Origin of the sequence: Nonomuraea pusilla, from assembly GCF_900109355.1 — a bacterium.
In the GTDB taxonomy this organism is placed as follows: Bacteria; Actinomycetota; Actinomycetes; order Streptosporangiales; family Streptosporangiaceae; genus Nonomuraea; species Nonomuraea pusilla.
Genome location: NZ_FOBF01000019.1, coordinates 1 through 13224, shown reverse-complemented (window position 1 = coordinate 13224; position 13224 = coordinate 1). Strand labels below are relative to the sequence as shown.

10 protein-coding genes and 1 pseudogene are annotated in these 13224 nt (G+C 66.3%); 7 read left to right on the top strand and 4 right to left on the bottom strand.

Annotated elements, in window-relative coordinates; translation table 11 throughout:
• Window positions 1-35: 35 nt before the first annotated feature.
• The 4 genes from BMX74_RS31450 to BMX74_RS31435 all read left to right on the top strand — a co-directional run bounded on the left by BMX74_RS31450 (window position 36) and on the right by BMX74_RS31435 (window position 4533).
• Window positions 36-1076: a glycoside hydrolase family protein gene (locus BMX74_RS31450; RefSeq protein WP_143078823.1), complete on the top strand. Its 1041-nt coding sequence runs from the start codon at window positions 36-38 to the stop codon at window positions 1074-1076.
• A gap of 8 nt (window positions 1077-1084) precedes the next feature.
• Window positions 1085-2089, top strand: a complete 1005-nt coding sequence (locus BMX74_RS31445; RefSeq protein WP_177227580.1) for a LacI family DNA-binding transcriptional regulator — start codon at window positions 1085-1087, stop codon at window positions 2087-2089.
• Window positions 2090-2263: 174 nt separating this feature from the next.
• Window positions 2264-3601: an HAD-IIIA family hydrolase gene (locus BMX74_RS31440; protein WP_082535674.1), complete on the top strand. Its 1338-nt coding sequence runs from the start codon at window positions 2264-2266 to the stop codon at window positions 3599-3601.
• Window positions 3602-3996: 395 nt separating this feature from the next.
• Complete coding sequence (locus BMX74_RS31435) at window positions 3997-4533, top strand: hypothetical protein (RefSeq protein ID WP_091104228.1); 537 nt, start codon at window positions 3997-3999, stop codon at window positions 4531-4533.
• Window positions 4534-5138: 605 nt separating this feature from the next.
• On the opposite strand, the gene BMX74_RS31430 is transcribed toward BMX74_RS31435, so the two are convergent.
• Window positions 5139-5639, bottom strand: a complete 501-nt coding sequence (locus tag BMX74_RS31430; protein WP_091104226.1) for a winged helix-turn-helix transcriptional regulator — start codon at window positions 5637-5639, stop codon at window positions 5139-5141.
• A 169-nt stretch (window positions 5640-5808) separates the two neighbouring features.
• Between BMX74_RS31430 and BMX74_RS31425 the strand changes: the two genes are divergently transcribed.
• On the top strand, window positions 5809-6621 hold the full coding sequence (locus BMX74_RS31425) for an SDR family NAD(P)-dependent oxidoreductase (protein ID WP_091104225.1): 813 nt from the start codon (window positions 5809-5811) through the stop codon (window positions 6619-6621).
• A 1872-nt stretch (window positions 6622-8493) separates the two neighbouring features.
• Complete coding sequence (locus BMX74_RS43375; RefSeq protein ID WP_143078822.1) at window positions 8494-8844, top strand: hypothetical protein; 351 nt, start codon at window positions 8494-8496, stop codon at window positions 8842-8844.
• Between the two features lie 156 nt (window positions 8845-9000).
• On the opposite strand, the pseudogene BMX74_RS31415 reads toward BMX74_RS43375, so the two are convergent.
• From BMX74_RS31415 to BMX74_RS31405, 3 genes and pseudogenes are all read right to left on the bottom strand, one after another.
• A pseudogene (locus BMX74_RS31415) lies at window positions 9001-10044 on the bottom strand (helix-turn-helix domain-containing protein).
• Window positions 10045-10385: 341 nt separating this feature from the next.
• Window positions 10386-10814 (bottom strand): NsdA family TPR-like regulatory protein, encoded by a 429-nt coding sequence (locus tag BMX74_RS31410; RefSeq protein WP_143078821.1) that lies wholly within the window; start codon window positions 10812-10814, stop codon window positions 10386-10388.
• A 749-nt stretch (window positions 10815-11563) separates the two neighbouring features.
• Entirely contained in the window at window positions 11564-12316 is a 753-nt protein-coding gene (locus BMX74_RS31405; RefSeq protein ID WP_055509964.1) for a hypothetical protein, read from the bottom strand.
• A 545-nt stretch (window positions 12317-12861) separates the two neighbouring features.
• On the opposite strand from BMX74_RS31405, the gene BMX74_RS31400 reads away from it, so the two are divergent.
• A complete protein-coding gene (locus tag BMX74_RS31400) occupies window positions 12862-13215 on the top strand; it encodes a hypothetical protein (protein WP_055509962.1) in 354 nt (117 codons plus the stop codon).
• Window positions 13216-13224: the final 9 nt, after the last annotated feature.

Here is a 13224-nt window from a genome sequence, read left to right as displayed (position 1 = left end):
GGCGTAAACAACAGTTCGGCAAGACGGAGGCGTACGTGACAGATCGAGCCGTGGTCGAGGTCGTTCGGCAGAGCGGAGCGCAGGACGAGCGCGTGTTGCAGCAGGCACTGGACGAGGTGGCCAGGTCCGCCGGTGGGCAGGTGATCGTCGGTCCTGGTGAGTGGCGGCTCCGTGAGGCGCCGTTGCGGGTGCACGCCGGAACTCGGCTGACGCTCACGCCCGCGACGCGCATCGTGCGGACCGGACCGATCGAGACGATGCTGATCAACGGGCCGTACGGCGCCGGACGAACCGTCGGCGCTCATGACGGGCCAGGAAACATCATGGTCGAGGGCGGCATCTGGGACGTGAACGGCTTCGAGAATCCCCGGCCGTCCTTCGGCATGGTGTTCAACCATGCGAGGGATGTTCAGGTTCGTGATCTCGAGATCCGGAACATGCCCGAGTGGCACGCCATCGAGACGAACTCGACCTACAACGTGACGATCTCCGGATGCCGCTTCGTCACCGGCATCGCTCGCGAACCGCACGCCTACCAGACGGAGGCGGTCAGCCTCGACCTGGCCGCGCCCGGGTTGACAGCCTGGGGCGCCGAGGACGACACCCACAGCAGCCATGTCCGCGTGATCGACAACTTCTGCTCCGGCTATCCGACCTTCGTCGGCTGTCACACGGGGCATCCGAGTCTCCAGCACGGTTCGGTCGTGATCGCGAACAACACCGCCACCGACCTGTCGTGCTGGGCGGTCAACCTGACGAACACCGGCGCTGTCTCGATCACCGCGAACACCTTCTCCGGTACTGCTGCCGGGATCCGGATCAGGACCGGCGGTGACCGGCGGGTGACCGGCGTCGCGATCACCGGCAACGTGGTGAACTGCACCAGCGGACCCGCGGTCCACCTGGACGCCGCGGTCGGCGGGGAGATCGCGGCGACCGTCGTCAGTGGCAACTCGTTCAGCTCGCCGACGCCGCCGATCATCGAGCAGAGTGGCACAATAGACGCCGTGGTGGGGCCCAACGCCGAAGACGCGTACGCCGGGGATGGCGTGCCGACGGCGAGCCGGGGCGTCTGATGCCGAGGATGTCCAGCGGTCCGACCCTCAAGGGGCTGGCGGCGCTCATCGGCATCAGCCCGAGCGCGGTCAGCATGGCCCTGAACGGTCGCCCCGGGGTGAGTGACGAGCTTCGGGAGCGCGTGCGAGCGATCGCCGAAGAGCAGGGCTACCGTCCGAACTTCGCCGCACGCGCACTCCGGGTCGAGCGCTCCAACATGCTCGGACTGATCAGCCGGAACCTGAGCAACCCCGGCTACCTGCGCCTGATCGACGGCTTCAGCGGTGCCGCCGAGGAGCAGGGCTATCAGATCCTGATCGGCACCTCCGATCTTGACCGGTCGCGCGAGACCAACATGATCAGGGCCATGACGAACCGGCAGCTCGACGGGTTGGCGATCGCGCCGATCGACGTCGAGGCCGTGCTGGCGACCTGGCGGGGTGAATCCGATCGTCCCGTGGTGCTGGTCAACTCGGCGCGCAGCGCGAGGTCATCGGGTGCGATGAGCATCCGCGGTGACGCGTCTCAAGCAGTCCGGTTGGCCGTTGACCATCTTCTCGAACTCGGGCATCACCGGATCGGCCTGCTCACCAATCCGGGACTGTCGTCGGCATCGGAACGGGTGTCCTTGTTCCGTCGGAAGATGAAGGCCGCAGGGCTTCCGTCTCGGGTCATCTCCGGCGGCACCGCCGACGAAACGGTCGGGCGAGTGCTTCGCGCACTCTCCAGAGTTGATCGTCCGACCGCCGTCATCACCGACAGCGACCTGCTGGCGCACCACGTCTACGACGCCGCGATCGAAGCCGGGCTCCGGATTCCCCGCGACCTCAGCGTCGTCGGTCATGACGATCTTCCGACATCGCATCTGCTCGGCCCGGCCCTGACGACGATCGCGCTCGATCGGTTCGAGATCGGACGGCAGGCGGCGACGATGCTGATCGGGGCCCTGAACGGGGACGAGATCGAGAGACCTCATCGGGAGCTTCCCGTCGAGCTCAAGGTCCGGAAGTCGACGGCCCGGTCGGCCGGGTGATCTCACCGGCTCGATCCGGTGCCTTCCAGTAGGAGAAAGCGGACCATCAGCACGTCCGGCTTGCTCTCACCGGACAGACCATTCCTCACAGCACCAGCCGGTGTCGACCAAAGGTCACGCGACAGACGCAGGCTGTTCGAGTCACGCGCCGGCACGACAGGAGAAGCATCCCCGATGCGCATCGCCCATATCACCGACATACACCTCCGACGCCATATCCCTGGACACCCCACGCTGCCGGTCCGGCGAGGTCGTACGGCTCCCGAACTGTTGGCGGCCGCGCTCGACGACGCCCGCCGTCGTGGCGCCCAACTGATCGTGATCACCGGTGACGTGGTGGACGTTCCGGGATACCTGTTCGATCCCGAGCGTGACGCCGCCCGGGACGGGCTGGCCTGGCAGCGGGTACGAGCGGACTATCGCCTCGTGCGACGGATGCTGGACGATTGCGGCATCGAATGGATCGCCGTTCCCGGCAATCACGACAGCTATCGCGTCCACGCCGAGGAACTGGGCTCCGGACCATTCATCCGTGACGTCGGGAAGCTACGCATCGTCAGCTTCTGGGATCGCGAGTCGACCGGCAACGTGCCTCGTCGCACGCTGACCGAACGGGAGCGGTTCGACTCGTCACTGCTCGACCCAGGCACACGTCCGCAGGTCCATCTCCAGCACTTCGTCATCACTCCACGGTTGGACGAGGGCTATCCGCACACCTACGCGGAAGGTGAAGAGCTCCAGCAGCGGACCAGCGACTCCGGCCGGGTCGTCCTGTCCCTGTCCGGGCACTACCATCCGGGGGCCGAGCCGACCACGATCGGATCAACCACCTTCAGTGTCACGCCGGCACTTGTCGAGCATCCCCACCCGTACCGGATCTTCGACATCGCGCTCGATGGCGATCGAGTCGACGCCGTCCGGCATACACAGGTTGATCTCGCAGGTGACGCACCCGCCCGGAGGGCGGTGTTCCTCGATCGGGACGGTTGCATCAACACGCTTCCGACCTACAGACACGGGCCGGAGGCGATGCAACTGCTGCCGGCCGCGGCGCCCGCGCTCCGGCTTCTGCGCGATCACGGCTACGCCTTGATCGTCGTGACGAACCAATCCTGCGTCGGCCTCGGCTACGCGGAGCCCGGAACCCTGGACGAGGTGCATGATCGAATGTCTGAGCTGCTGGCCGACGAAGGCGTCACCGTCGATGCGATCTACAGCAGCCCGGTGGCCGGGGAGCACGCCGTTTCCGATCGGTACAACGTGGGTGACGCACCGAAGCCCAGCCCCGCCATGATCAGGCGCGCGGCCGCCGAGCTGAACCTGGACCTGTCCAAGAGCCATCTGATCGGCGACCGGTCATCGGACATCGCGGCCGCACAGGCCGCCGGCGTTCGGCCGATCCTGGTACGCACCGGCGACGGGCGGGCCGCAGAGCAAGCCTGGGGCGACGCTCCTGCCTGCTCCGTCGTCGATGACCTTGTAGCCGCAGCGGTCGAGGTGGTCGGCGGCTGACCTCGGGGCTCGGCCATCCAGACAGTTGCCGGGCGTCCTGCCGGAAGCCCGGCCCACGCGTCTTTCCCCTCATCAAGTGGCACAGGAATCCATGAACCACTCGATCCGGCACACCAGGGTCTCCACGAAACTCGGCGCGGTTCACGCCGAGCAGCGCTACCCAGCCTGCTGGAGGCCCGCCGATCCGTGCGGCGGGTGCCGCAGTTCCGCCACCGGCCTCGGCATGTACGGCCAGGACGCGCCGGCACGACACCGCCCCAGACATCGGGGACGGCTTCGACGCCCACCCCGCCATGGGCGGGTCACGCCATGATCGAAGCCTGTTCGCCTCGGTGCGCCACGCTGGTGAACGATCACCCCGGAACCTGAGCGATCGAGTCAGCGTCCAATGCCTCATGAATCTGCGCGTCCTGAAAGGCTCGCCCGCTCTGCTGTGCGCTCTGGCGGCCCCATTGCTGTACGTCGCAGTGAACCTGATCGCACTGCAGATCGCCGCCCACCCGACGGGGGTCAACTGGTACGAGGAATCCTGGGATGATCGGTCGCTGAGGGAACTGGGCGAAGCTGTCGCGCAGGCGCGAATGGTGACGCTCGGCCTCACCCTTGTCCTCGCCATTGAGGCGGTCTTCCTCGCTCTGCTCGACCAGCGGAGTCGTCGCCCCACCGTCAATGACTTCCTCCTCCGCGGAATGGCGAGCGTGGGGTACCTACTGACTCTTGCCCTGGTCATAGTGGTCAATCCCATCAGCTCGTTCTGGGAGCTCAACGACGATCACGATCTCGCGATGCTCGTCCCTGGCTGGTACATGCCCGCGCTGACATGCGTCTCTGTCGCGACCCTCACCGGCCTCGCCATCTGGATGTTCGCGCACGGGCGTGCTGGCCGGCCCATGGCTCAGCCACGACGGCGGGAACCCCACCGGAACATATGAGTACGCGGGGCAAGGCAGGCGGCTCCCCATCGGCGTGGAACCAGGATGAGGACGACGTCGGCCACGGCACGCTGCCGACGACGAGTTCGTACGCATGCGGGGCCAATGGCGCTCGGTCCAACGAGCATTCCTCCGAGACGACGGAAATGCCGATGACACGAGACCAGTTGGTTGCAGCACGTCCCTGGTCGGCGGATGCGGGCTGGTACGGCGGGCATCACGTACCGCGGGCGGCTCCTGTAGGGTGGGCGGCTCCCGTACGGCGGGCGGCTCGCGTTCCCGCCACCGGCCGGGATCAGGGTCCAGGCCACAGCCCGGCCCGGCGTGCGGGCGGCGGGCCGGGCACGCCGCCGGCGAGGGCCGTGCGGCGGTGCGGAGCACCGTCGCCTTGATGTCTGACAGATCGGTTCGGCAAGTCCCGCAGTGGCAGTGACCAGGGGTGTCTGTCGATGCGTTCGGCTCCGGAGCTTGGCGGGTACGCCTTCACGCGGCAGCCGCACGTCATCGAATCCGACGACGAAGCGGCGTTAGGCACGGCGTGTGGCCGTCGCGGTGCGCGGGATCCGGCCTCCCGGGGCTGAGCGTTCATCTCCCAGTGCGGAGCGTCACCGCAGGTCGGCGACATCCGGCCGATGCTTCCGCGAGGCGCTGAGGGCCTCGGGGAAGCCAGGGCCGTGGACGACGTGGAGCTGCGCGAGGTCAGTGACCTCCCCGCAGGTGTCGCAGGTGGTCTGCTCGGTGACCGCCCCGCCGCAACCGGTGTGCCGATACAGAATGGGCGGACCGTCGGGCGCCGCCCATCGATCACCCCACTGCGTCAGTGCGATGATCACGGGCGCCAGGTCGCGTCCCTTCCTGGTCACGGCGTAGCCGCTCCGATCGGGCTGCTCCTTGCTCGATCGCCGTTCGAGGACGCCCGCGTCCACCAGGCTGTCCAAGCGTTTGGCCAGGATGTTGGTCGCGATGCCCAGGCGCTGGAAGTCGGCGAACCGGGTCGCCCCGGCGAACAACACGTCGCGCACGATCAGCAGGCTCCATCGCTCGCCGATGACCTCCAGCGCCCTGGCGGCCGAACACACCTGTGTGTCGTAGGTCTTGCCCAGCATGGCGACCCCACCTCCCAGAGGATCACTTGCGTCATGCAAGACTACTCCTCTAGCCTCGCTTGCATCACGCAAGTGCGCTCTCGTACACCGGACGCCTCCATGGCCGCGACCACGGTCTGACCACGGAGCCGGCCTGTCCATCCGGAAGAACATCATGTGGAGGTCACCGATGAGCGGATTGCTGCTCAAGGACAAGAACGCTGTGATCTACGGAGGCGGCGGCGCCATCGGCGGCGCCATCGCACGCGTCTTCGCCCGGGAAGGCGCGAGGGTCTTCATCGCCGGGCGGACGCAGGCGAAGCTCGACGCTGTGGCGCGCGACATCGCCGCCGCGGGCGGAACGGTCGAGACCGCGCAGGTCGACGTGCTCGATCAACAGGCCGTGGAGAAGCACGCCGACGCTGTCGCGGCGACGGCCGGCGGCATCGACATCGCCGTCAACGCCGTGAGTGTCCAGCACGACCAGGGGACTTCGCTGGCGGATCTGTCGCTGGAGGAGTTCATGCGGCCGATCGACGGCTATTTGCGGACGCTGTTCATCACCAGCAAGGCCGTGGCCCGGCACATGGGGGGCGAGCGTCCCGGTGTGATCCTGACGCTGTCGGAGCCGGGCGCCAAACTGGCTGTAGGTGGCATCTTGGGGCACGCCGTGAGCGCGGCCGGCAAGGAGGCGTTCTCCCGGGTTCTGGCCGCGGAACTGGCACCCGGCAACGTCCGGGTCATCGGCATCCGTCCCCACGCTGTCGTCGACGCGCCGGCAGCAGGCTCCTATACCAAGGAACTCTTCGCGCAGGCCGCGGCAGCGGCGGGGCAGTCGGTCCAGGAGATGCTCGAAGGCGGGGCGATGGCGCAAGGGACGCTGCTCAAGAGGCTGCCGAGGCTCTCCGAGATCGCGGAGACGGCCGCGTTCCTGGCTTCGGATCGAACGGGGGCCATGACCGGGACGATCGCCAACCTGACCAGCGGCGCGATCGTCGACTGAGTCCAGGTCCGCCAGGACGTTCGCCGGGCGGCGGGCGCTGAGGGAGCCGCCGCTGAGGGAGCCGGCGCTGAGGGGGCGGGCGCTGAGGGGGCGGGCGCTGAGGGGGCGGGATCACAGAGCCGGCGAGGGCGAACTCAGCCCGGTCGCTGACCCCGAGACGGTGGCCACCTCCGGATCATCGAGTGGAAGCGCGCCTGCAGAAAAGATCACGTCCGCCCAGGTCATGCCCCCTGCTAGGGCTACGTGCGGCATACACGAGTTCCGGCGAGCAGGAGAGGGAGGCGGGTGCGGCATGATGATCGACCGCGCTCCTTCGCCTGGCCTACCTCACCGTCACGAACGCTCTCACCGCACTGCGCTTGCTACCCGTGAGCGATCGGGACAAGAACGTAGAGATTCTCGCCCTGCGCCACCAGATCACCGTCCTTGAACGCCAACTCGGCGCTGACACCAGAGTGCGATTCGCGCCTGAGGACGGAGCCTTTCTCACCGCGCTCCCGACCTCGCTGCCCCGCGAGGCTGCGCGAGCGCCACGGCCCGGCGGTCATCACCATCTTAGGCACCCGCAAACGGCCACTGCGAGCCGCAGACAGCCGGACATGCGGAGAAAGCCTCTGGCTTGCATCTCTGCAGGCCAGAGGCTCTCCTACGCCGGCCGGGACAAGCGCGCCCTGCAGGATTCGAACCTGCGACCGTCGGATTAGAAGTCAAGGGCGCGACCAGCGCTTTTGCGCAGGTCAGCCAAGGGATCCGCTCGCGTCTTCTTCGGCATGTGTTTGGCACAGGAGACATTCCCAGCATCGATGGCGTACGCGATCGGCGGCATCCATGTGCTGGCACAGCCACAACCAGTCGACGCTAACCGGTCTCCGACCTTGGGATATTCATAGATGAGGAGCCGCTGCGCCTCCACGGCATCGTCATCTTCGCCCCGAGGGTGACCTGCCCCACCCGCCGATCACTCTCCGTCCATGTAGCGGTACCAAGACCGTCCGATCAGCAGCACACCTCTTATCCGGAAAGTTGCATTCCGCACCTATGTCACAGCAAAAGTGACTCTTGTTCCTTGATCACCCAAAAGTTACGCTTCGTCCGCTTAATCATTGCTCCGAACTGGACCAAGTGGGACAGCCACCACCTACGCCGACGCCCCGCCTCTCACCGGCATCGACCCAACCGGTCACTACACCAGCGGCCTCGGCGTCAACACAGGCAACGGCGGCGGCACAACAATCGCGGGAGGGACGAGCGTCAGCCTCGGCAGTGGCGGCTACAGCACTTCTGGATACAGCAGCTCCAGTTACTCTGGTGCAGGCGACATAGCAGCCTCCACAGGCACATACAGCAGCAACGGCGGAGGGCATGTTTGCAGTGACAATATCTGCTCGGCGACGTTCGTTCATGCACAGTGGTGGATAGAGCACATTGCCTCAGCAGAGTACATTCTGTCCCAGCTCGATTGGGACCCCAAAGAGGCGCCCGAGTAGGCGTTTACGATACAGACACGGGAAAGGGGCGCTCACTCCCACCGACTATTCGACCGGCAAAGCGAAAACCCGAAAAATTGAGGTAAACCTACACTCTCCTGAATGGTCGACCAAGGAAGAGGAGGCCGTACGGAAGGGTGAACTGACAGGCATACCAGGGTGTGGAGCCAGCTAGGCAAGGAGGACACATCGAGCCCTCCGGCTCCTTTATCGAATTCTCAATGACCTATGGCGGCAACTACAGCCAGGGCGTGGACCGTCCTTGTGGCTAACCGTCACAGCATGGGGCCCAAAGACGGGGGTTCACCACCCGAGTATAGAGTGGTTCACCAACCTCCACACCTGTGAAAACTGGATCAGACTTCAGAGAAAGATCCAGACAGAGATGCCCTACGATCTGCAGACCATCAAGAAAGGGAAGTGCAGAACGGTAGGTGCCGACTGCGCTTCGCCTATGTTCAATTTTCAAGCAGACCCGGGAGTGTGCAACATTACCGCTCGTAACGTATTCCAGACTGCGACAGGACTGTTCGCGGCTGCATGTTCGTCGCTCATTGTCATTGTATTCAGCGGCTTCATGCTAGGCGTGCAGATTGGATTCCTGTTCGCCTGCGCCCTTTACCTACTCGCCGGACTCGCTGGATTCGCCGCAAGTCGACACAAGAAATTTTTCACAGGCTGGCTATTGTGGACCGCAGCCTTAGGCACATACACAGGTGTGGTGCTCTTTAGCTGAAGGTGGTTGGTTAGCCAGTGCGCTGGTACTCGTTGATCAGCCCGCTGAATCGCCCCGGATAAGGTGGAGACTCCATGCGAAGAGCGCTGAGCCGGCGGCGCCGTGCGGAGACCGCCAGTGCTGTGACCGGAAATGATCGCCGGGTTGGGTGAGGTCTCAGGCCGCGGTTGCGAGCGGTCGCCCGCCCCATCGAACGCCTTTCTCGCCTCGGATGCGGGCGCGTTCGCGGCGCTGTGCTGCCGGCACGTCGGGGTGGCGAGCGTGGGCGTTGCGCCAGCGCAGGTAGGCGTGGAGGGCTCGGGTCCGGACGGTGTGGTTGGGATGGTCGGAGTTGGCCAGGGCGAACCGGCGCAGGGGTCCGAAGTGCGCCTCGACGGGGTTGGCCCAGGAGGCGTAGGTCGGGGCGCCGTCCGGGCGGGCGGCGCGGATCGACTTCAGCGCGGCCCAGGTGTGGTCGATGCCTTTGCGGGCTCGGTTGACGCCCCGCAGCAGGTCGTCGCCGACGGAGTAGCAGCCGTGAAGTGGGTGACGCCGTGGGTGCGGCGGTAGGTGGCCGCCAGCCGGTCCGGCTTGTGGTGCCCATCCGGAGCCGGCGGTGGGACGGATGCCGAGCAGCCCGAACTCGTCCACGGCGAAGGCGCGGTCGGGCCGCTGGGCCAGGGCGTACTCGATGCGTTCCAGCTTGGCTTCGAAGTTCGGATCAGGTGAGTCTTTCCAGGTCTTGGTGCGCTGGAAGGTGATGCCGTGGCGGGCCAGCAGGGTGCGTAAGGCTTCCCGGCCGATGGTGATGGCGCGGCCGGGCAGGCGATGCGGGTAGTCGAGCAGTTTGCGGATGGACCAGCGGGTGAAGGGCTGGCCGAGTTTGGTCGGTCGGGTGGTGGCCGTCGTCGCGATGAACTCTTCGTCGTCAGGACTGGTCAGGCGGGGACGGCCTCCCGCCCACTGAGGGTCCAGGCAGGCCATCCCGATCTCGTGAAGCGGTGGATCGCACGGTGTCCTCGTCAGCCTGCACCAGGCGGGCGATGACCGGGACGGTGTTGCCGCCGGCGGAGCCGGCAGGATCATCGCCCGCCAATGGCGCACCGTGCTCATCGTGCCGCGCCGCACAATGCGTTGTAGCTTCTGCCCTTCCTGGTCTGTGAGCCTGCGGACCCGGACTGGTTGCGTTACCTGATCTCCTGAGCGTCGATCGAACCTGATCAACGCGCGCGAAGACCACCTGCCCCGCCGGTGCACCGAAACCGAGCAAGCCCCGGCCCTGGGCGGCCACCCGGCTCCACCAACCGCCGACCCGCACCTCACTACGACGTCGGCAAAACCTTCGAACGCGAGACCACGCGCCACCGCGATCCCCTGCTCAAGATCGCCCTCGGCGACATGGATGGTGGCCAGGATGGTGCGGACGAAGGACAGGCTGCGCACGTACAGGCTCTCCGACAGCTCCACGCTCTCCAGAACGCGGTCCTGTGCCCGATGGTGGTGTCCGAGGTCGCGGAGGCAGTGCGCGAACTCGGCGGCCAGCTCCGCCTCGTCGAAGTACCTCAGACCGGGTCGTCCTCGGGGACGCGCCGCTCGAACCACGGCTCGGCCTCCCCGAGGGCGCGGGCCTCGTCCCCCTGGGAGGCGAGGGCCCGCGCCTCCATCGCGTGGAACAGCGCCATGGCGGTGGGCGTGGCCGCGCCGTCAGCGCCCATGCGGGCGGCTCTGGCGAGGTTCACCGCGGCACCGTAGTGCCCGAGGTAGTTGGCCTGGTGGCTCATGCCCGCGAGGATGCGTCCGCCGAGCATCCGGTTGCCGGCCTCGCGCGCGAGCATGAGGGCCTTGACCATGTACCGCTGGGCGAGCCCGTGCCGGCCCGTGTCGTACGCCATCCAGACGGCCAGCCGCAGCATGGCAGCGGTCTCGGACAGGAACTCCCGGCCGAGCACGGTGTCGGGCGAGACCTGCTTGAGCAGCGGTTCGACCTCCATGGCGATGTACTGCACAACCCGTGGACCGGGCGTGCCCGCCGCCGAACCGGTAGTCCAGCTTGGCGAACATGGCCGTGGTCTCCCGTACGGCCTCCACGCCGGCCGCCGTGAGCAGGTGGCCCTCCCCCGGCCGCCGCGCCGCAGGGACGGGATTCACCAGCCACGACACCATGGCGTCGTGCACGGACCGCCGCCCTTACCGAGACGCAATACGCCTCACTCCTCACCAAGCGGGTCCACGACCGGCGTCTCGCCTGCGTCTCGACGTGGCTCAACGCGGGTGTGCCTACCACCCAGGTCGCGGCCACAGCGTGGAGGTCCTGCTCAGGATCTACGCCAAGTGCGTCGTCGGCCAGGACGAGGCCGCCAAGCGCCGGATCGCCGACGCCCTCAGGGAGGAATGATCCGGAGCATGCGCGGAACGTGCGCACGCATCTGGCACGATCATCCGCAGCGGCCCGCCGTCAGCCGTACGCACCCGGACAGAAGACGAGAGCCCCTGGCCGGCGTTCCCGCAGGTCAAGGGCTCTCGTCCACTGTCTCTGGAAAGCGCGCCCTGCAGGATTCGAACCTGCGACCGTCGGATCAGAAGTGGATCGTCCTTTGGCTAACCAAGGACGTGCTGACCTGCGCGCGATCGCCCGCTCCCTCTCAACTCCGGCAAGGTCATTCCGCGCATGTTCCGGATCTTGCTCTGCGTGACGTCCAGGAGCGGTGACCACTGCGAGGTGGGCGCTGACTCAGTAGCGCTAGCCAGGCCAGTGGGGGTCCTCCCAACGGGCGGGTCCGACGAGGCTGAGCAGTCGTATCCGATGGAGCAGTTCTACGGGGGCGTTCTGGGCACGGAGCCGGGCAGGGGCATTGCGGATCAACCAGGCCGTCAACTCGATACGCGTCTCTTCCGCGTCCTCCCAGGTTTCCCACGGGAGTTGGTCTCCCAGCAAGTCGTACTCCCAGTGCGCCACCGCCTTGGCCAGATGATGATCGGCCACGCTGGACGTCTGCGTTTCCCAGACTTCCAGCCAGGGGCTGAGTGTGGCAGAGGCTTCGTGACACAGTGCGAGAACTTCGTGCACGGGCACAACCGGATCCGGGTCGATGAGAGTATGGGCCCACCAGGCGTTCAGGAATTCCCAGACCGCTGCAACCTGCTCGCCAGGCCACTGCTGCCACTGGCCCCGCGCTAACGAACGTCCGACCTCATCCATACCAAAGAGTGAGTCGACAAGGCCGTCAACGAGAGCCCTCGACAGTTGGGGCAGAGCACGGCGCAGCACGGATGCGTGGTCTTTCCAATCGAGGGGCCGCCAAGCGCGGTACAGAAGATCAAGGTCCAGCTCCACGTCCGGCACCTTCAACTGCGCGAGCTCTTCCGCACTGCCCCAGTGGCACTCACACTTGTACTCATCAGGACGGGCGGTCATGCCACGGAAGGTGACGGCCATGCGGTTCAACGCGGCCTTGAGACGGAGTCGGGCGGACGTCTGGTCAGGGTTCGTCATGGGCGTTCGCCTTCAGAGACTCCGGAAGTTGCCCCATCCGAAGATGGCTACTTTAGCGAACTCCGCGCTTGGGCTGGCGGTGGAGGAGACGGAATCGGCGTCCTCAGCTTGGGAATTGTAGGGATCTTGGCTCGTAGGGACGTTGGCCTGGGACTGAGGCCGGTCCTGAGTGACCGTGGTTGACCCCTCGTTACCGCCATTAATGGCACGCTAATGGCACGACGATCAGCCCGCGACCTGGTAATTTCCAGCGTGACGCGCGCGCTCCGCCTGCCTGATCATCCCGTCTGCCGTCGACCCGCCCGAAGGGGAAGCGGGCCAGGGCCACGGGGACAAGGTGGAGCCCCCAACTGGAGGAACGACCTTGGCCCCGTGGCCCTGGTCTGCTCGGCTTGTCCCGGGTCGACGGCGGGCGGGGTGATCAGGCTTCCACCTCAACTAATCACGAGCCTCAGGCCCGCGCGACAATCATCCCGGAGCCGGAGTGCCCCCGCCGGAGGCGAAAAGAAGTTGGCGTGCCAGGGAGCTCGCATGGAGCATGAGCTATGGGGCTGTTCAACAGGGTGAAGTTTCCCAAGCCGCTCACTTGCCCGAACTGCGGAGTGACGGGTATCTGGACCGCGCAGTTCTGGTTCGGGGCGACAGACCTCATCGACTATGAGGTGGGGCAGCATCTGAACTGGGAGTACAGATGGGCCGTGGCGGGTGAACCCGGCCATCACCGTGTGCTTGCTCAGGGCGTGCTGGAGGGGTGTAGGCACTGCGGCACGTACGACTTCGGCGGCAGCCTATGGGAGATGGTTGTCATTGAGATTGTCGATGACGTGATCGTGTCGGTAGTGCAGGACACCAGCGGTGATGGCTGGTGGGCAGAGGACTGGCGAGTGCTTGAGGCATAGAGCAGTGCT